Genomic DNA, 20,506 nt, shown 5'->3' with positions numbered 1-20,506 from the left:
GCAGAATCGGCACAGGCCGTTCATACCTGGCGGCCAAAAGATCAAAAGGTTCGCCCGATCCCCGCAAACCTGACCTGAAGGCCTCATGCCCCCGACACTCGCCTCGCTCGTCCACCACTCCGCGCTCAAACTCACCGTGCGCGCGGGTGAGGACCGCCTCGACGTGCCGGTCCGCTGGGCGCACGCCAGCGAGCTCGCCGATCCCGTGCCGTACATGGAGGGCGGGGAGCTGCTGCTGATCACCGCGCTGAAGCTGGACGCGGAGGATCCGGGGGCGATGCGGCGGTATGTGAAGCGGCTGGTGGGGGCGGGAGTCGTCGGACTCGGCTTCGCCGTCGGGGTCAACTACGAGGAGATCCCGAAGGCGCTGGTCGACGCGGCCGAGGGCGAGGGCCTCCCGCTTCTGGAAGTGCCACGGCGGACGCCCTTCCTCGCCATCAGCAAGGCCGTGTCCGCGGCGATCGCCGCGGACCAGTACCGGGCGGTGACGGCGGGCTTCGCCGCCCAGCGCGAACTGACCAAGCAGGCGCTGACCGGCGGACCCGAGGGAGTGCTGTCCGCGCTCGCCTCGCAGGTCGACGGATGGGCCGCGCTGTACGACGCCTCGGGCGCCGTCGTCGCGACCGCGCCGGAGTGGGCGACGCGGCGGGCCGCGCGGATCACGGCGGACGTGGAGCGGCTGCGGGAGCGGCCCGCGCCGGCGTCCTCGGTGGTCGGCCCCCCGGACAACGAGGACCGCGTCGAACTGCACTCCCTGGGGGCGGGACGGCGACCGCGGGCCGCGCTCGCGGTGGGGACGGCGGCTGCGCTGGGCACAGCGGAGCGGTACGCGGTCCACTCGGCGATCGCGCTGCTGACGCTGACGACGGAACGGTCGAGGTCGCTGCACGCCGCGGAACAGCGCATCGGCGCGGCCGTGCTGCGGATGCTGCTGGCGGGGGAGCCGGACCATGCCCGGGCCGTCGCGGGCCATCTGTACGGGGGGCTGCTGGACGCCCCCTTCCGGTTGATCATCGCCGAGTCGGCCGCGCGGGCCGCCGCCGACGCGGGCGGCGATCCGCTGGCCGGGCTCGCCGAGATCGTGGAGTCGGCGGCCGCGCGGGCGGGGGAGGCCGTGCTGGTCGTGCCCGAGGGGGAGCGGTTGGTCGTGCTGGCCGCGGACGGGGGTGCGGCGGTCACGGCGTGCGGGGAGTACGCGGCGGTGGTCGAGGCCGCGCGGGGCGGGGCGGAGGCGGGGCGGGACACCGCCGGCGGTGAGGAGGACGAGCTGGTGGTCGGGGTGTCGGCGCCGGTGGGGCCGATCGCGGCCGCGGCGGCCTACAAGCAGGCCGAGCAGGCGTTGTCGGTGGCCCGGCGGCGGGGGCGGGTGTTCGTGGGGCACGAGCAGTTGGCGGCGGGGTCGGTGCTGCCGTTGCTGGCGGATGACGCGGTGAAGGCGTTTGCGGACGGGTTGCTGCGGGCGTTGTACGAGCATGACGCGACCGGGCGGGGGGATCTGGTGGCCTCGCTTCGGGCGTGGTTGTCGCGGCATGGGCAGTGGGACGCGGCGGCTGCGGATCTGGGGGTGCACCGGCATACGTTGCGGTACCGGATGCGGCGGGTGGAGGAGATTCTGGGGCGGTCGCTGGACGATCCGGATGTACGGATGGAGCTGTGGCTGGCGTTGAAGGCAACGTCTGCGGACTAGCCGCCGGGCAGCTTCTCCGCCCCCGTCGCCCCTTCCCGTCCCGACCCTGGGGGCTCCGCCCCCAGACCCCCGTTCGGCCTGAACGGCCTCGTCCTCAAACGCCGGACGGGCTGAAAACCAGCCCCTCCGGCGTTTGAGGAGCGCCACCACGCCAATCCGGCGCACCCCCCACCCCCCACCCAGGCACCCCGGCCAAACACTCCCCCACCACCACCGCCCTACCGTGGACCCGACCACCCTGCACACCCCCTAACGCGGAAGGGCCGGGACCACATGACTTCCACCACCGCCTTCTGGCTCGCCGGCCGCCAGGCCACGGGCGAGGACACCTTCGACGTCACCTCCCCGTGGGACGGCCGCCTGGTCGGCAAGGTGAGCGTGCCGACCGACGCCCAGGTCGAGGAGGCCGTCGCCGCCGCCCACGCCGTCCGCGAGGACTTCGCCGCCACCCCGGCCCACGTCCGCGCCGCCGCCCTCGACCACGTCAGCCGCCGGCTCGTCGAGCGCACCGAGGAGATCGCCCGGCTGATCTCCGCCGAGAACGGCAAGCCGATCAAGTGGGCCCGCGGCGAGGTCGGCCGCGCGGTCTCCGTCTTCCGGTTCGCCGCCGAAGAGGCCCGCCGCTTCAACGGCGGCGAGGCCCAGCGCCTCGACACCGACGCCGGCGGCCAGGGCCGTCTCGCCCTCACCCGCCGCTTCCCGAAGGGCGTCGTCCTCGGCATCGCGCCCTTCAACTTCCCGCTCAACCTGTGCGCCCACAAGGTCGCCCCGGCGATCGCGGCCGGCGCGCCGATCATCCTGAAGCCGGCGCCCGCCACCCCGCTCTCCGGCCTGATCATCGGTGACCTGCTCGCCGAGACGGACCTCCCGGCCGGCTCCTGGAGCATCCTCCCGGTGGCCAACGACAAGATGCCCGCCCTGGTCCAGGACGAGCGCCTGCCGGTCATCTCCTTCACCGGTTCCGAGAAGGTCGGCTACGCGATCATGGACTCGGTGCCGCGCAAGCACTGCACCCTGGAGCTGGGCGGCAACGGCGCGGCCGTCGTGCTCGGCGACTACGCCTCCGACGCGGACCTCGACTGGGCCGCCACCCGCATCGCCACCTTCTCCAACTACCAGGGCGGCCAGTCCTGCATCTCCGTGCAGCGCGTCATCGCGGACGCGTCGGTGTACGACCGTCTGCTGCCGCGTATCGTCGCCGCCGTCGAGGCCCAGGTCACCGGCGATCCGGCCGACGACAAGACCGACGTCGGTCCCCTGGTCAGCGAGGACGCGGCGAGGCGCGTCGAGTCGTGGGTGAAGGAGGCCGTCGAGGCCGGTGCCACCCTGCTCACCGGCGGCGACCGCGACGGCGCCTCCTACGCGCCGACCGTCCTCACCGACGTACCGGCCGACACGACGATCTCCTGCGAGGAGGTCTTCGGGCCCGTCCTGACCGTGCAGAAGGTGGACGGCGAGGCGGAGGCGTTCGCCGCCGTCAACTCCTCCAAGTACGGCCTCCAGGCGGGCGTGTTCACACACGATCTGCAGGTGGCCTTCCGGGCGCATCGTGCGCTGGAGGTGGGTGGCGTGGTCATCGGCGACGTCCCCTCCTACCGGGCCGACCAGATGCCGTACGGCGGCGCCAAGCAGTCCGGCGTGGGCCGCGAGGGCGTGAAGTTCGCGATGGACGACTACACGTACGAGCGGGTGCTGGTCCTCACCGGGCTCGCACTCTAGGCTGCCCCTCTAGTAAATGGGAACCATTTTCATATAGACTCCCCGAAGGGGCCCGGCACCGATGCCTTCCGGTGCCGGGCCCCTGGGTCGTCTTCTCCGGACCCTCAACCGGAGAAGACGACATGCGCGAGCCGCAGCGGGCCGCGCAGCCTGAGATGGACGTCGCGGACACCCTCGGCGAGGATCCCGGCGGTGACCGTCGTGTAGTCGTACGGCCCCGGCGTCGGCGTCTCGGGCGTCAGGGACGCGAGCACCGGACCCCCGTCCAGTGACACATCGACCGCACCCCCGCCCGCCACCGTCACGGACACCTCGCTGACGCCCTTCCCGAAGTCGCAGTCCCGGTAGACCAGTTCACCCGCCCTGCCCTCCACCGGGGTCACCGCGTCGCCCGCGGCCTTCGTGCGGTCGACGATCTCGATGCTGCTCTGCTCGTCGAAGTCGGCCGCCTCCAGACCCCGGCTCAGGACGGGGCGCGGTGCGGACGCCTCGCCGTCGAGGATCACCGTCGTACGCAGCCGCACATCCTCGCTGGAGGCACCGGCCAGCAGTTCGTAAGGGCCCGGTTCACGGCGCCAGTGGCCCTGGTGCACATCCCAGAAGCCGAAGGCGGACAAGGGGACTTCGAAGGAGAGCTCCCTGCGCTCACCCGGCTCCAGGCGCACCCGGTCGAGTGCCGCCAGCTCGCGCCGCGGACGCGGGAGAGCCGGATCCACGGCGCGGAGATAGAGCTGGGCGACCTCGTCCGCCGCCATGGCTCCGGTGTTCGTGACCGTGAAGGAGACGGACACCGAGGCGCTCTGCGCCTTCGCCTTCAGGTCCGCGTACGCGAACGACGCGTACGACAGGCCGTGGCCGAACGGGAACAGGGGTGTGCCCTCGAAGTACAGGTAGGTCTGGCGGCTGCCGATCACGTCGTAGTCGAGGAGGTCGGGCAGGTCGGCGTCGTCGGCGTACCAGGTCTGCGGGAGGCGGCCGGCGGGGGAGACGTCGCCGGCGAGAACCCTGGCCAGGGCGGTGCCGGCCGCCTGGCCGCCGTGCGCCGTCCACAGGGCGGCCGGGAGGCGGGCCGAGTCGAACGCGTAGGGGTACGCCGACACCAGCGCCAGCACCGTGTGCGGGTTGGCGGCGCGCGCGGCGTGCAGCAGGCGCTCCTGGTGCTGCGGGAGGCGCAGGGTCGTACGGTCCTCGGTCTCGCGGCCGTTGATGTGCGGATCGTTGCCCGCGACCACCACGACCACGTCGGCCTCGGCGGCGGCCCTGCGCACCGCGTCCTCACCGCGTTCGGTGATGATCACCTCGAAGATTTCCGGGTTCGCTTCGGCAACCTTGACGCCGTCGGCGGCGACACAGACGTGGCGACCCGTACCGAGGTGCTTCAGGAGGTGCCCGTTCTCATGGGGTTCCAGGCGGAATGTCTCCTGGACGATCCAGCCTCCGGGCTGGTCGGCGGAGGCGCGCAGGCAGCCGTCCTCGGCGACCGAGAGATAGCGGCCGTCGGGCGCGCGCAGCGTCAGCACGCCCTCGCCCCACTCCATGAGCGCGAACTCGGTACCGGTCGCATCGGTGGTCAGCGGGGGCAAATCGGTGCGGCCCGTGAGCGTGGCCGGGTCGAGAGCGCCCTCGGCGCCGCGCACCCGGTCCTCGGCGTCGTCGGCCGCCGGAACCTGGAGAAACGTACCGGCAGCGGTCCTGAAGCGGACGCGGTCCACACCCTCCGCGAACTCCACACGTTCCGCGCCGAACCGCTCGTACAGGCCCTCCAGCGGTGTGGACCGGTGGATGAGTGTGCCGCTGTACCAGTCGAGCTTGCACTCGTCCGCGAGCAGGCCGACCACCGCGATCCGGGCGTCCTCGGCGAGCGGCAGCAGACCGCCGTCGTTCTTCAGCAGCACCACCGCCTGCTCGGCGGCCTCCTGCGCGAGCGCACGATGGGCCGGGGTGTCGAACTCCCCGGTGCCGGCGTGCGGGTCGTCACGCGGGTCGAACTCGCCGAGGCGGAAACGCACCGAGAGCTGGCGGCGTACGGCCGTGTCGACGTCCGACTCGGTGAGCAAACCCTGCTCCAGGGCCCCGCGCACCCGCGCGGTGATCTTCGAGCCGTCGGTGCCGTGGTCGGTGAAGCTGTCGACACCGGCCAGCAGCGCCGCGGCCGTCGCCTCCTCGTGCGTGTCGAAGTAGTGCTCGGAGTCGACCAGGTTGGACGGCGCGCCCGCGTCCGAGCAGACGAGGAGATCCTCGTCGGTCCAGGTCCGCAGGTGCTCGCGCAGATAGGGCGAGACATGGTTCGGGCGGCCGTTGACCAGGTTGTACGCGGGCATGACGCCGGCCACCGCGCCCGCCTCGACCGTGTCGCGGAAGGCGCGCAGGTCGTACTCGTGCAGGACGCGGGGGCGGACGGAGGAGGACGTGACGTCGCGGCCCGTTTCGTTGTTGTGCGCCAGCCAGTGCTTGAGGACCGGCGCCGTGCGCCAGTACGTCGGGTGCTCGCCGCGCAGGCCGTGCGTGTAGGCGGTGGCGATGGCCGAGGTGAGCCGCGGATCCTCCGAGTAGCCCTCCTCGTTGCGGCCCCACAGCGGGTGGCGCAGGAGGTTGACGGTCGGGGACCAGACGTTGAGCCCCACGCGGTCGTCACGGGCGCGCATCGCGCGGGTCTCCTTGGAGACGGCCTCGCCGACCCGTCGTACCAGGTCTGTGTTCCAGGTCGCGCCGAGACCGACCGCCTGCGGGAAGACCGTGGCCGGGCCCATCCAGGCCACGCCGTGCAGCGCCTCCTGGCCGGTGCGGAACGCGGGGATGTCCAGCCGCTCGACGGCGGGGACGAACTGGTGCAGGAATCCGATCTTCTCGTCGAGGGTGAGCCGCGACAGAAGGTCGTCGATGCGCTTCGCGAAGGGCAGGTGCGGATCGCGAAAAGGCGGCGTGTGCGGCGTGTGTGCGGTCACGTGGGGATCCCCCTGCGCTGGATCGACGGGAATGCTTTCGAAGCGCTTCGATGCTCATTCGACTCGGGGTCGAGTGTCAAGAGATCAACACCCTGACTTCAAGCGGTGCATACGAAAGGAGGGTGCTCTTGAGCCTCGCAGGAATCTTGGAAGCGACCCTTGTGCGCCCCTGTGTGTTCACTTAACCTCACAGCAACATCGAAGCGCTTCGACTGCGCATTCCGTTCACTCGTCGAAGAAACGCTTCAGCTCAGCCAGTTCCACTTACGACACCGCAGCCGACGGCCTCCGCCGGGTGTCCAGGTGCGCCACGAAGGGTTGACGCAATGACGCCGAACGCCGCCTCCGCCTCCTCCGGACCGAGCCGGAGAAGCTTCCTCGCCTCAACAGCGGTCGCCACCGCAGCGGTGGCGGGAGGGATGCCACTGCTGTCCGCCTGCGGTGGTTCGGACGGCGGGTCGCGCGACGGGACCACGTCGGGCAAGAACGCCAAGAAGCTCCTGCCGGCCTATGTGGCCAGCAATGTGGTGACGCCGGACATCCCGTCCAAGAACGGCTCGTCGATGGGCTTCACCGCCAAGCTCGACATCGCCACCCTCAAGACCTCCGTCCCGAAGAAGCTCGGCAAGGGCGGCAAGGTCACCATCATGTCGCCGTTCTGGGGCTCGCCGCCGAAGCAGGACAACCCGTACTACACGTCGATGAACAACCTGATCGGTGTCGACGTCCAGTGGCGCAACCAGGACGGCAACACCTACGACCAGAAGCTCGGCGCGGTCCTCGCCTCCAGCGACGTCCCGGACGTGGTCGTCGTCCCCGGCTGGAACATGCTGGGCAAGATACCCAGCGCCATCATCGGCAAGTTCGCGGACCTGGGGCCGTATCTGTCCGGGGACAAGGTCAAGGAGTACCCCAACCTCGCGGCGATCCCCAGCGACGCCTGGCAGCGCTCCATCTTCGGCGGCAGGCTGATGGGCCTGCCGATGCCCTCCTCGTCCGTCCCGAACATCGTGCCCCTCTACCGGAAGGACATCTTCGACAAGGAGGGCTACGAGATCCCGCGGTCCGCCGACGAGTTCATGGCCCTGTGCAAGGAGATCACCAACGCCAGGGCCAAGCGGTGGGCCTGCGGCGACATGAAGTGGACCGCGTTCAGCAACTTCGCTGTGCTCAGCGGCGGGGAGAAGCCGCTCTGGTGGAACATGGTCGACGGCAAGCTGATCAACCGCATCGAGACCCCGCAGTACCTGGAAGCCATCGAGTGGACGCGCAAGCTGTTCGCCGCCGGAGTCGTCCATCCCAACTTCAAGCTGGGCAAGAGCCAGATCGGCGACCCGTCCCCCAAGTTCGCCGCCGGTGAGTTCCTGATCTGGAACAACAACATCGTCAACTGGTACGGCCAGCAGGCCTCCCTGTCGACCCAGAACCCGGGCGTCAAGGTCTGGGGCATGGACATCTGGGATCACGACGGGGGTTCCCCGACGCTGTATGCCCAGAACCCGGCCGGCATCTTCGCCTTCGTCAACAAGAAGGCCTCCGAGTCCGTCATCCGCGACGTACTGGCGGTCGCCAACGTCACCGCGGCGCCGTACGGCACCAAGGAGTGGATGATGACCAACTACGGCGTCGAGGGCACGCACTACACGCTCAAGGACGGCGTCCCCGTCAAGAACGACAGGGGCAACAACGAGGTCGTCAACGCCTATGTCATGGTGGCGAGCCCCGCCGCCACCACCGCCCATCCCGACCTTCCGGCCTACACCAGGGCGATGGTCGAGTGGGAGCAGCGGATGGGCGCCTTCACCAAGAAGTCGTCCTTCTGGGGCCTGCAGATCACCGAGCCCTCCCGCTACACCAACCTCGTCAACGACTTCGAGCAGCTCGAGGACGACATCATCCGCGGCCACAAGAAGATCAGCGACATGCAGCAGGCCATCTCCGACTGGAAGAGCAAGGGCGGGGACAAGCTGCGCGACTGGTACAAGAAGCTCCTCGACGAGAACGGTACGGCGGCGAGCTGACGAGACTCTGAGGCAAGGAGAACGGCTGTGTCCCACAGCACGGTGCCTCGGAGCAAGGCCGAGGCCAGTACACCGGTGAAGACCCCCGTGGTGTCCGAGGAGGCCACCGGCCCCCGGGAGAAACGGGGCTCGGGCAGACTGAGCCTTCGGCTCAGGTTCAGACGCGATCGCCTGCTGATCCTCATGACGCTGCCGGCCGTCGTGCTCCTTCTGGTCTTCAACTACCTGCCGATCCTCGGCAACGTCGTCGCCTTCCAGGACTACGACCCCTACGTCAGCGACAACGGCATCGTCTCCATGCTGCACAGCCCCTTCGTGGGCCTGGAGAACTTCCAGCAGATCTTCGAGGACTCCGCCTTCTGGAACGCCGTCGAGAACACGCTCGTGCTGTTCATCGTCCAGCTCCTGCTGTTCTTCCCGATCCCGATCCTGCTCGCGCTGCTCATCAACAGCGTGGTCCGGCCCCGGGTGCGGGCGTTCGCGCAGGCCGTTCTCTATCTGCCGCACTTCTTCTCCTGGGTGCTGGTCATCGCCGTCTTCCAGCAGATGTTCGGCGGCGCGGGCATGCTCTCCCAGCTGCTGCGGCAGCACGGGTACGACGGCCTCGACATCATGACCAACCCGAGCACCTTCCCCTTCCTGCTCACCGCGCAGAGCGTGTGGAAGGACGCCGGGTGGGGGATCATCGTCTTCCTCGCCGCCCTGGCGTCGGTCAGCCCGGACCTGTACGAGGCCGCCGCGATGGACGGCGCCGGACGCTGGCGCCGCATGTGGCACGTCACGCTTCCCGCCCTGCGCCCGGTGATCGCCCTCCTCCTCGTGCTGCGCGTCGGTGATGCCCTGACCGTCGGGTTCGAACAGATCCTGCTGCAACGTGACGGCGTCGGACCGGGCGCGGGGGAGGTCCTCGACACCTTCGTGTGGTGGAACGGCGTGCGCAACCAGAACTTCGGCTACGCGGCCGCCGCCGGTCTCGTCAAGGGCGTGGTCAGCATCGGCCTGGTCCTCGCCGCGAACAAGGTGGCCCACCTCATGGGCGAGAAGGGGGTGTACAAGAAGTGACCGCCGTCATCGACAAACCGGCGAGCCGGCCGCGCCGGTGGACCGCGCCTGAGCGCCCCGCGTGGGAGGAGAAGCCCTCCCAGGCCGGTCTCGCGGGCAAGGGCATCGCCCTGACGTTCGCCTGCCTGGCGATCCTCTTCCCGCTGTGGATCGTCGTCGTCACGAGCCTGTCCTCGCGCAGGACCATCAACGAGGCGGGCGGCCTGGTGATGGTGCCCAAGGGCATCACCTTCGTCGCCTACAAGGAACTGCTCAGCGGCGGCCAGGTCACCCGCGCCGCGATCATCAGCATCCTCGTCACCCTGGTCGGCACGCTGTTCTCGATGGCGGTGTCCGTCCTGTGTGCCTACGGCCTGTCCCGGAGCGGGTCCCTCGGTCACCGCTGGATCCTGATGCTGCTGCTGGCGACCATGTTCTTCAGCGCCGGCCTCATCCCCACCTATCTGCTGGTGCAGTCCCTCGGTCTGACCGACAGCTATCTCGCACTGATCCTGCCGAGCGCCATCAGCGTCTTCAACATCCTGGTGCTGCGCGGCTTCTTCATGGAGATCTCGCCGGAGCTCATCGACAGCGCGCGCATCGACGGCGCCGGGGACCTGCGGATCCTCTGGCGGATCGTCATGCCGCTGTCGCGGGCCGTCCTCGCGGTGATCACGCTCTTCTACGCCGTCGGCTACTGGAGTGCCTGGTTCAACGCGTCGCTCTATCTGAACGACCAGGACATGATGCCGCTGCAGAACGTCATGATCCAGCTCGTGCAGAAGCAGGAGGCGCCGGTCGGCCTGAGCCAGGCCATCAGGACCGGTCAGCTGTCCGGGCTCGCCGTCCAGATGGCGGTCATGGTGATGGCCCTGCTACCCGTGGCCGTGCTGTCGCCCTTCGTCCAGAAGCATTTCAGGAAGGGCATGCTCACCGGCGCCATCAAGGGCTGAGCCACACCTTTCGACTCCGCCGTGGCCGACCTGCCTCCATCAGCGGTCGGCCGCGGCGGTCCCAAGCCTCCCGTTGCTCCCCACCGCACAGAACGAGGTATGTCATGTCCGCGTTCGCTCCGAGCCGACGTGCCGTTCTCGCCGGTACCGCGGCGACCGCCGCGCTCACCGCCGTTCCGCTGCTCCCCGGGCGGGCGCTGGCCGCGGCACCGGCCGCCACCGCCACGCCGGCCTACCGCTGGCGCAACGCCGTCATAGGCGGCACCGGTTTCGTCACCGGCGTCCTCTTCCACCCCTCGGTCCGCGGCCTCGCCTACGCCCGCACCGACATCGGCGGCGCCTACCGCTGGGACGACAAGGCCGCCCGCTGGACCCCGCTGACCGACCATCTCGGCGCGGACGACTGGAACCTCCTCGGCGTCGAGGCCATCGCCGTCGACGCCGCCCACCCCGACCGCCTCTACCTCGCCCTCGGCACCTACACCCAGTCCTGGGCCGGCAACGGGGCCATCCTGCGCTCCGAGGACCGCGGTGCCACCTGGACCCGCACCGACCTCGGCGTCAAGCTCGGCGCCAACGAGGACGGGCGGGGCACGGGTGAGCGGCTGCTCGTCGATCCGCGGGACAGCGACACCCTGTGGCTGGGCACCCGGCACGACGGGCTGCTCAAGTCGACCGACCGGGGGGCCACTTGGGCAGCTGCCGACGGCTTCCCGGCCACCCCGAGCGCCTCCGGGCAGGGCGTCACCTTCCTCGTCGCCGCGGGGCGCACCCTCTACGCCGGCTGGGGCGACTCCGACGGCAGCACCGCCAACCTCTTCCGCACCGCGAACGGCACCACCTGGGAAGCCGTCCCCGGCCGGCCCACCGGCACGGCCGCCAAGGTGCCGATCCGGGCCGCGTACGACCGGCACACCCGCGAGCTCTACGTGACGTACGCCGACGCGCCGGGCCCGGGCGGCCAGTCCGACGGCAGTGTGCACAAGCTGTGCACCGCCGGCGGGAAGTGGACCGACGTGACCCCCGTGCACCCGGGCGGCACCACGACTGGGGGCACCGCCCGCTCGAGCGGAGCCGAGAGTGGGGGAGGTTCCGCCGACACCTTCGGGTACGGCGGCGTGGCCGTCGACGCCCGCCGCCCCGGCACCGTCGTCGTCTCCACCAACAACCGCTGGGCCGAGATCGACACGCTCTACCGGACCACCGACGGCGGCCGCACCTGGACGTCCCTCAAGGACTCCGCCGTCCTCGACGTCTCCGAGACCCCCTATCTCAAGTGGGGTGCCGACAAGCCCAAGTTCGGATGGTGGATCCAGGCGCTCGCCCTCGACCCGTACGACTCCCGGCACATCGTGTACGGCACCGGCGCCACCCTCTACGGCACCCGGGACCTGAGGAACTGGGCCCCGCAGATCCGCGGTCTGGAGGAGACGGCCGTGCGCCTGCTGATCTCACCCCCGGCCGGCGAGGCGCACCTGATCAGCGGCTGCGGTGACATCGGCGTGCTGTACCACGAGCGGCTCACGGCGTCTCCCTCCCGCGGCATGGCGACCAACCCCGTGTTCGGGTCGGCGATGGGGCTCGCCCAGGCCGCACGCAAGCCGTCGTACGTCGTCCGTACCGGCTGGGGCGACCACGGCAACGGTGCCCGCTCGAACGACGGCGGGCAGACCTGGGCGCCCTTCGAGGCCCAGCCCGCCATCGCCAAGGACGGACCGGGGCCGATCGCCGTGAGTGCCGACGGCGGCGTGCTGCTGTGGGTCTTCGTGCACTCGGACGGCACCAAGTACCCCGCCCACCGCTCCACGGACCACGGCGCCACCTGGTCCGAGGTCTCCTCCTTCCCGAAGGGCGCCACACCGGTCGCCGACCCGGCCGATCCGGCGCTCTTCTACGCGTACGACACCGACACGGGAACGCTGTACGCCAGCACCGACAGTGGCCGGACCTTCACGGCCCGGGCGACCGGGCTTCCTTCCGGGGACAGCCAGTTCAAGCTGGTCGCCGCACCGGGCAGGTCCGGCGATCTGTGGCTGAGCGCCAAGGGGCAGGGCCTGCACCGGTCCACCGACGGCGGCGCGAGCTTCTCGAAGACCGCCGGCGTCGGCGCCTCGGAGTGTCTCGGTTTCGGCAGGGCCGCGAAGGGCGCCGACTACCCCGCCCTCTACCAGGTCGGCACGATCGGGACCGTCACCGGCGTCCACCGCTCCGACGACGAGGCGAAGACCTGGGTGCGGATCAACGACGACCGGCACCAGTGGGGCTGGATCGGCACGGCCGTCATCGGTGACCCGCGCATCCACGGCCGCGTCTACCTCGCCACCAACGGGCGCGGGATCCAGTACGGAGACCCCGTCTGATGCCCGCGCTCAGCGACGCCACCCGCGGCCGCATCCTCTTCGGCGGCGACTACAACCCCGAGCAGTGGCCCGAGGCGACCTGGATTGAGGACGTACGGCTGATGCGGGACGCCGGCGTCAACTCCGTCACCCTCGGTGTCTTCTCCTGGGCTAGGCTCGAACCCCGGCCGGGGGAGCGGGAGTTCGGCTGGCTGGACCGGCTGATGGACCTGATGCACGGCAACGGCATCGGTGTCGTGCTCGCCACCCCCACCTCCTCGCCGCCGCCCTGGCTCGGCCGGCTGCACCCCGAGACCCTGCCCCGCGACGAGGACGGCCGCACCGAATGGTGGGGCGGCCGCCAGCACTTCTCGCACTCCAGCGCCGCCTACCGCCGCTACGCCGCAGCCATCACCGAGGACCTCGCCGCCCGCTACGCCGGCCACCCCGCCCTCACCATGTGGCACATCAACAACGAGTACTGCACCTACGACTGGGGCGACGAGGCCGCCGCCCGCTTCCGCCGCTGGCTGCAGCAGAAGTACGGCACACTCGACGCCCTCAACTCCGCCTGGGGCACGGCCTTCTGGAGCCAGGGTTACGGCGACTGGGCCGAGGTCCTGCCGCCCCGCCACGCCCACTACCTGAAGAACCCGGGTCAGGTACTGGACTTCAAGCGGTTCACCTCCGACATGCTTCTGGAGTGTTACATCGCCGAGCGGGACATCGTCCGCCGGCACAGCCCCTCCCATGTCCCGGTCACCACCAACTTCATGCCGCTGTGGGCCGGGCAGGACGCCTGGCGGTGGGCCGAGGAGGAGGACGTCGTCTCCGTCGACCTCTACCCCGACCCGCGCGATCCCCTGGGTGCGCAGCACGGCGCCCTCGTCCAGGACCTGACCCGCTCGCAGGCCCGCGGTCCCTGGATGCTGATGGAGCAGGCGGCGGGCCCGGTCAATTGGCGTGGCGTCAACCACCCCAAGCCACGCGGCCTGGGCCGTCTCTGGTCCCTGCAGGCGGTGGCCCGCGGCGCCGACGCCGTCTGCTACTTCCAGTGGCGCCAGTCCCGCCAGGGCGCGGAGAAGTTCCACTCCGGGATGGTCAGCCATGCGGGGCCGGAGGGGCGTACGTATCAGGAGGTCAAGCAGCTCGGAGCCGAACTGGTCAAGATCAGCGATGAGGTGGCGGGACGTCACAGCAGCAACGACATCGCGATCCTGCACGACTGGCACTCGTGGTGGGCCGGTGCCCACGAGGGCCGGCTCTCGACCCGGGTCGACCACACCCAGGTCCTCACCACCTGGCACCGCGCCCTGTGGCAGGCCCACCTCACCACCGACTTCGCCCACCCCGAACACGACCTCACCGCCTTCAAGCTGGTCGTGGTCCCCCAGCTGTACGCCCTCACGGACGCGGCGGTCGACAACCTCCTCGCCTACGTCCGCGGCGGCGGCACTCTCGTCTGCGGGTTCCTGACCGGTGTCGCCGACGAGGACGACCGGGTGCGCCCCGGCGGCATGGATCCCCGGCTGCGCGAGCTGTTCGGTATCCGCACGCTGCACGAGTGGTGGCCGCTGGACGCGGACGAGACCGCCGAGACCGACGGTTTCCACGGCTCCCTCTGGTCGGAGGAGATCGAGGCCGCCAAGGACGCCTCGGTCGAGGCCAGGTACAAGGGCGGCGAGCTCGACGGCCTGCCCGCCGTGCTGCGCAGGGGCCGCGCCTGGTACGTCTCCACGCTCCCCGAGCCGCACGCGCTGCGCGTCCTGCTGGCCCGGATCGCGGCCGACGCGGGCGCCCGCCCCGTCCTCGACGGACTGCCCGACCGGGTGGAGGCGGTGCGCCGCGGTGAGCTGCTCTTCGTGCTCAACCACGGGCGGGAGTCGGTGACCGTGCGGGTGCCGGGCACCCACCGTGACCTGCTGACGGGCGCGACAGTCGAGGGCGAGGTCACCCTCGGCCGGTACGGCGTGATGGTGTTGCGCCCATGAACATCGTCCACGGAACCTGGGAACCCGTCCCCGCCACCCGCTGGGAGGACGGCTTCCTGAGCGGCAACGGTCACCACGGCGCACTTGCGTTCGGTGACCCGAACGACGAGCGGGTCGTCGTCACTCACCACACGCTCGTCCGCCCCAACGGCGGCGAGAACGCCCGCCCGCCCCGCCTCGCCGACCAACTACCTCTCCTTCAGGACAAGTTGCTCGCGGGCGAACTGCACGCCGCCGAGAGCTTCACCGACGGACGCGACCTCCAGTGGGTCCAGCCCTTCCACCCCGCCTTCCAGGTACGACTGCGCAGACCGTCCGACGGGGAGCCGCTCCGCTACCGCCGCTCCGTCGACTTCACGACCGGCGTGGTGAAGGCGGTCTGCGAGGGCTGGAGCAGCCGGGTCTTCGTGTCCCGCGCCGACGACGTGATCGTCCAGCACATCACGGCGGCCGACCTCGACATCGCCCTGGACCACCGCCTGCCGGGCGCACCGCCGGGCCTCGCCGTCGGCGACGGCGCGGTCCTGACCCCCGAGGGCGCCCTGCTCACCCTGCGCGTCCGCCACCCCGGCAGCGACACGGCGTACACCGGGGTGACGCTCGTCGTGGTCACGGACGGCCGTACGACCCTCGCGCCCCCGGGCGCACGCGTCACGGACGCGGACTCGGTCCTGCTGCTGACCCGGGTGCTGCGGCACACCGGCGAGCTGGACACGACCCCCCACGCCCGCGCCCTGCGCGAACTGCTGCCGGCCGGTGAGGACCCGTACACCCTCCTCCTGGACCGCCACACCGCCCTGCACCGCACCGCCTACGAGCGCGTCACCCTCGATCTGGACGCGGACCCCGCGGAGCGCGCCCTGCCCGGCTCGGAGCTGCTCACGCGCCCCGACAGCCCCGCCCTCCTGGAGCGCCTCTTCGCCGCCGGCCGCTACCATCTGCTCTCCGCTAGTGGCCTGCTCCCGCCCCGCCTGGTCGGCCTGTGGACCGGCGACTGGAACACCGCGTGGTCGGGGGCGTTCACCAACGACGCCAACCTCAACCTCCAGACCGCCTCGGCAGCGGCCGCCGCCCTCCCCGAAGTGACCGCAGCCCACGCATCCCTGATCCAGGGGCAGCTCTCCGACTGGGCCGAGAACGCCCGTGCGGTCTTCGGCGCCCGCGGTGTCGTCGCCCCCGCCCACACCGACGGCGAGTCCGGGCTGTCGTACCACTTCAGCCGCGAATACCCCCTGCACCTGTGGACCGCGGGCGCCGACTGGCTGCTCAAACCGCTGGTCGACCACGACGAGACGAACGGTGCCCGGAACCCCCGTACCGCCCATGCGCTCGCCCAAATCGCCCTGTTCTACGAGGACTTCCTCACCCGTACCGACAAGGACGGCCATCTGGTCGTCGTCCCGTCCTACTCGCCGGAGAACCGCCCGGCGAACGCGAGCTGGGGTGCGATCAACGCGGCCATGGACCTCTCCGCCGCCCGGCACGCGCTGCTGACGGCGGCCGAGTACCACCCGGACACCCCCGACGCCGACCGCTGGCGGGCCCTCGCCGACCGGCTGCCGCCGCACCGGATCAACGCCGACGGCGCCCTCGCCGAATGGGCGTGGCCCGGCCTTGACGACACCTACGACCACCGTCACCTCAGCCACCTCTACGGCGTCTGGCCGCTCGACGAGATCAACCCCTACGACACCCCGGACCTCGCGGCGGCCGCCCACCGTGCCCTCGAACTCCGCGGCGCCGAGAACGACTCCGCGCACGGCCATCTGCACCACGCCCTGGTCGCCGCCCGGCTGCGCGACGGCGAGCGGGTCGCCCACGCCCTCGGCCAGGTGCTCAACGGCGACTTCTTCCACGCCTCCCTGATGAGCGCGCACTACCCGGACCGCGACGTCTACAACGCCGACGCCGCCCACACCCTGCCCGCCGTGCTGATCGAGATGCTCGTGCAGTCGACCCCGGACCGGCTGGTCCTGCTGCCCGCGCTCCCGAAGGCGTACCCCAGGGGCCGAGTCCTCGGCCTCCGCACCCGGTTCGGGGCGGAACTCGACCTCATCTGGAACCCGCAAGAAACGACGGCGGTGCTGCGCCCCACCCGCACCCACCGCGTCGAGCTCAGGACTTCTTCCGGCACCCGGCCGCTCGACCTCGTCGCCGGAGAAGACCACGTCCTCGCCCTGGGGGCGTGGTAACCACCCCGCAATTCCCCCCACCCATGGAAGGGACACCATGGCAAAGAGCTCTCTTCGCAAGGTCACCATGGCCATACTGGCCCCGGCGATGGCCATCGGCGCCACCGTCGGCCTCGCGTCCGCCCCCGCCTCCGCAGCGGTCTGGAACTCCTGCGCCCAGTACGGCAGCACGAGCCTGAACGGCTACACGCTCTACAACAACATCTGGGGCTCCGGCGCCGGCAGCCAGTGCATCTGGGCCAACTCCGGCACCAACTGGGGTGTCTGGGCCGACCACCCCAACACCGGCGGCATCAAGTCCTACCCGAACGCCACCAAGGCGATCAACAAGGCGATCACCTCGCTCGGTTCGCTCTCCAGCAGCTACAACGTCACCGTCCCGTCGTCCGGCGCGTACGAGACGGCGTACGACATCTGGGACACCAACCACAGGTACGAGATCATGCTCTGGATGAACAAGACCGGCGCCGTCGGGCCGCTCGGCACCGCGCAGGGCAACGTCACGCTGGGCGGTCACTCCTGGACCGTCTACAAGGGCAACAACGGCTCCAACGACGTGTTCTCGTTCGTCCGCAGCTCCAACTCCACCTCCGGCACGGTCGACATCCTGCCCATCCTGAAGTGGATCAAGGACACCAAGGGCTGGTTCGGCAACGTGACCATCGGGGACCTGCAGTTCGGCTTCGAGATCACATCATCCTCCGGTGGCCTGAATTTCACCGTCAACAGCGAAAGCGTCAGCAGCAGTTGATGTTGATGCGGACCGGGTGAGGTTTCATGGACCCCATGCAGATCCTCACCCCCCTCCGCACCACGCTGGCGGCCGCTGCCGCGGTGCTCGCCATACCGGGCACCGCGGCAGCGGCACCCGCATCCCCCTGGTCCTCGCCCCTGCACCCGGTGGCCTCCCTCGCCGCCGAACGCCTCGCCACCGCCGATCTGGTGGCCGCGGCCAAGTGGGGCACCGACAGCCCCATCGACGACCCCGCCCGCGAGCAGGTGGTCCTCGACAACGTCGCCGCCCAGGCGAAGCAGATCGGCGCCGACCCCGACGAGGTCCGCCGTATCTTCCGCGACCAGATCGAGGCCAACAAGGACGTCCAGCGCGCCCTCTACGCGCGCTGGACCGCCCACCCCGACCAGGCCCCGACCACCAGGCCCGACCTGAACGTGATCCGCCAGACCATCAACCGCATCAACACGGACCTGGTCCAGGCAGTCGCAGACACCACACCGGAGCGCACGGACCTGGCCTGCCGCCCCGAGCTCGCCTTTGCCGTGATCGAGGTCCACCACGAGAAGCACCCGGACCTGCTCCACACCAAGGCCCTGGTCCGCTCCCTGGAGTCCGTCTGCAGGAACTGACAGGCGGGCCAATCGACCGTGCGGTTCCACCGCGCCCCTTCGGGGGCGCGGGGCTGTATCGATTTGCGGCTCCGCCGCGTGGGCGCGACAAGCCACGACGGCGCCGCAGTCGCTCAACGACCTACCGTGGCACTTCCTCCTGCGAAGCAATAGGCAACCGAACACCGTCCCGCAAGAACAGCGGAATCCGATCCAACGGCGCCTCGACCGTCACGGTCGCACCACCCTCGTACGTCCGACCAGTCCACGCATCCGTCCACGTGGCCCCCACCGGAAGATGGACAGTCCGGGCGCTCGCGCCGGCCGTAAGCACCGGCGCCACCAGCAGATCCCGCCCGAACAGATACGCATCGTCCACGGCCCAGGCGGCCTGGTCCTCCGGAAACTCCAGGAACAACGGCCGCATCACCGGCAACCCCTCCTCGTGAGCCTCCCGCATCACGTCCAGGACGTACGGCTTCAACCGCTCCCGCAGCCGCAGATACCGCTCCAGGATCGCCCCGGCCTCCTCGCCGTAGGACCACACCTCGTTCGGCCCGCCGGTCATCTCCGGCCCCAGCGGCATCCCCGGGTCACGGAACCCGTGCAGCCGCATCAGGGGAGACAGCGCCCCGAACTGGAACCACCGCACCATGACCTCGCGGTACGCCGGGTCGTCCGGGTCGCCGCCGTGGAAGCCGCCGATGTCGGTGTTCCACCAGGGGATGCCCGAGAGGGCCGTGTTCAGGCCGGCCGCGATCTGGCGGCGCAGGGTCGGGAAGTCGGTGCCGATGTCGCCGGACCACAGGGCGGCGCCGTAGCGCTGACTGCCCGCCCAGGCCGAGCGGTTGAGGGTGATCACCTCGTCCTCGCCGGACGCGCGCAGGCCCTCGTAGAAGGTGCGGGAGTTCTCCGCGGGGTAGCTGTTGCCGACCTCCAGGCCGGGGCCCGCCCAGTAGCGCAGGTTCTCCTGGAAGCCAGGCTTGAGCTCGGGCTCGCAGGCGTCCAGCCAGAAGGCCGTGATGCCGTACGGCTCCAGGTAGTTCTCCTTCACGCGCGACCACACGAACTCACGGGCCTCGGGGTTCGTGGCGTCGTAGAAGGCGACCTGGACGGTGGAGGCGACCTGCTTGTCGGGCCAGTCGGCGTGTGCCATCGGGCCGTACTGGGTGCCGATGAAGTAGCCCCGCTGCTCCATCACCGGGTGGTTCTCGCTCAGCGGAGACACGGACGGCCACACGCTCACGACCAGCTTGATGCCGAGCTCCGCCAGCTCGCGCACCATCGCCGCGGGGTCCGGCCACTCGGCGGGGTCGAACTTCCACTCGCCCAGGTGCGTCCAGTGGAAGAAGTCGCACACGATGGCCGAGATGGGCAGGCCCCGGCGCTTGTACTCCCTGGCCACCGCGAGGAGTTCGTCCTGGGTGCGGTAGCGCAGCTTGCACTGCCAGAACCCGGCCGCCCACTCCGGCAGCATCGGCGTACGGCCGGTGACCGCGCTGTAGCGGCGCTGGCCGTCGGCCGGGGTGCCCGCGGTGATCCAGTAGTCGATCTGCCGGGCCGAGTCGGCCACCCAGCGGGTGCCGTTGTGCGCCAGTTCCACACGGCCGATCGCCGGGTTGTTCCACAGCAGGGTGTAGCCGCGGCTGGAGGAGAGCACCGGGATGCCGACCTCGGCGTTGCGCTGGACCAGGTCGAGGACCAGGCCCTTCTGGTCGAGGCGGCCGTGCTGGTGCTGCCCGAGGCCGTACAGCTTCTCGTCGTCGTAGGCGGCGAACCGCTGCTCCAGGCGGTGGTGCCCGTTGCCGACGGCGGTGTAGAGGCGGGAGCCCGGCCACCAGAAGTGGGCGCGTTCCTCGGCCAGCACCTCGTGGCCGTCGTCGGTGCGCAGGAAGCGGATCAGGCCCTCGGCGCTCACCTCCACGGTGAGTGCGCCGACCGTCAACTGCCCTTCCCCGTCACCGATCTTGACGCTGCTCTCGGTGGCCGGTGCCTCGTCGAGCAGGGCGCCCGGCAGGCCCTCCAGGATCGGGCCGCCGAGCCTGGCCCGGACCCGGACCGCGTCCGGGCCCCACGGTTCGATACGGAGGGTCTCCTGACGGCCGCTCCACTCCAGCGCGCCGTCCCGCTCCCGGAAGGTGCCGACGGTGGGTGACGACTGCGCGAGGCTGACCTGGGTCTGGGCCCCGGCCTGCGGCTGGTTTTCGGCAGACTGGTTCACGAAGGGTGCTCCCGAAAGACATGAGGGTGCCCGCACAGGGCACGGAAGAGCGG

At 70.5% G+C, this 20,506-nt stretch carries 12 protein-coding genes; 10 read left to right on the top strand and 2 right to left on the bottom strand.

Going from position 1 to position 20,506, the window contains the following annotated elements; all coding sequences use genetic code 11:
• The first annotated feature begins 85 nt into the window (after positions 1–85).
• Positions 86–1,687 (top strand): PucR family transcriptional regulator, encoded by a 1,602-nt coding sequence (locus ABD355_RS34105; RefSeq protein WP_344404784.1) that lies wholly within the window; start codon positions 86–88, stop codon positions 1,685–1,687.
• Positions 1,688–1,960: 273 nt separating this feature from the next.
• The gene (locus ABD355_RS34100; RefSeq protein WP_344404783.1) at positions 1,961–3,406 is read left to right on the top strand and encodes an aldehyde dehydrogenase family protein; all 1,446 of its coding nucleotides are present in this window, start codon (positions 1,961–1,963) and stop codon (positions 3,404–3,406) included.
• Positions 3,407–3,510: 104 nt separating this feature from the next.
• Here the strand turns inward: ABD355_RS34100 and ABD355_RS34095 are convergent, their stop codons facing one another.
• A complete protein-coding gene (locus ABD355_RS34095; protein WP_344404781.1) occupies positions 3,511–6,351 on the bottom strand; it encodes a glycoside hydrolase family 3 C-terminal domain-containing protein in 2,841 nt (946 codons plus the stop codon).
• A 326-nt stretch (positions 6,352–6,677) separates the two neighbouring features.
• Between ABD355_RS34095 and ABD355_RS34090 the strand changes: the two genes are divergently transcribed.
• The 8 genes from ABD355_RS34090 to ABD355_RS34055 all read left to right on the top strand — a co-directional run bounded on the left by ABD355_RS34090 (position 6,678) and on the right by ABD355_RS34055 (position 18,253).
• Entirely contained in the window at positions 6,678–8,372 is a 1,695-nt protein-coding gene (locus tag ABD355_RS34090; protein ID WP_344404780.1) for an extracellular solute-binding protein, read from the top strand.
• A gap of 27 nt (positions 8,373–8,399) precedes the next feature.
• Positions 8,400–9,434: an ABC transporter permease gene (locus tag ABD355_RS34085; protein ID WP_344404779.1), complete on the top strand. Its 1,035-nt coding sequence runs from the start codon at positions 8,400–8,402 to the stop codon at positions 9,432–9,434.
• Positions 9,431–10,366, top strand: coding sequence for a carbohydrate ABC transporter permease (locus tag ABD355_RS34080; RefSeq protein ID WP_344404778.1), 936 nt, complete (start codon positions 9,431–9,433; stop codon positions 10,364–10,366). The genes ABD355_RS34085 and ABD355_RS34080 overlap by 4 nt, the downstream gene beginning before the upstream one ends.
• A 104-nt stretch (positions 10,367–10,470) precedes the next feature.
• A complete protein-coding gene (locus tag ABD355_RS34075; protein WP_344404777.1) occupies positions 10,471–12,726 on the top strand; it encodes a 1,4-beta-glucanase in 2,256 nt (751 codons plus the stop codon).
• Positions 12,726–14,696, top strand: coding sequence for a beta-galactosidase (locus tag ABD355_RS34070; protein WP_344404776.1), 1,971 nt, complete (start codon positions 12,726–12,728; stop codon positions 14,694–14,696). The genes ABD355_RS34075 and ABD355_RS34070 overlap by 1 nt, the downstream gene beginning before the upstream one ends.
• On the top strand, positions 14,693–16,888 hold the full coding sequence (locus tag ABD355_RS34065) for a glycosyl hydrolase family 95 catalytic domain-containing protein (protein WP_344404775.1): 2,196 nt from the start codon (positions 14,693–14,695) through the stop codon (positions 16,886–16,888). Before ABD355_RS34070 ends, ABD355_RS34065 begins: the two co-directional genes overlap by 4 nt.
• A gap of 37 nt (positions 16,889–16,925) precedes the next feature.
• Positions 16,926–17,639 (top strand): glycoside hydrolase family 12 protein, encoded by a 714-nt coding sequence (locus tag ABD355_RS34060; protein ID WP_344404774.1) that lies wholly within the window; start codon positions 16,926–16,928, stop codon positions 17,637–17,639.
• A 35-nt stretch (positions 17,640–17,674) separates the two neighbouring features.
• On the top strand, positions 17,675–18,253 hold the full coding sequence (locus tag ABD355_RS34055) for a chorismate mutase (protein ID WP_344405024.1): 579 nt from the start codon (positions 17,675–17,677) through the stop codon (positions 18,251–18,253).
• Between the two features lie 121 nt (positions 18,254–18,374).
• Here the strand turns inward: ABD355_RS34055 and ABD355_RS34050 are convergent, their stop codons facing one another.
• Positions 18,375–20,453 carry a glycoside hydrolase family 31 protein gene (locus tag ABD355_RS34050; protein ID WP_344404773.1) on the bottom strand — a complete coding sequence of 693 codons (2,079 nt, stop codon included), beginning with the start codon at positions 20,451–20,453 and terminating at the stop codon, positions 18,375–18,377.
• Positions 20,454–20,506 lie beyond the last annotated feature (53 nt).

It is taken from the genome of Streptomyces longisporus (assembly GCF_039532765.1).
GTDB classification, from domain to species: Bacteria; Actinomycetota; Actinomycetes; order Streptomycetales; family Streptomycetaceae; genus Streptomyces; species Streptomyces longisporus.
Note: the sequence above shows the minus strand (reverse complement) of the source record. Positions and strands in the feature narration are given on the sequence as shown.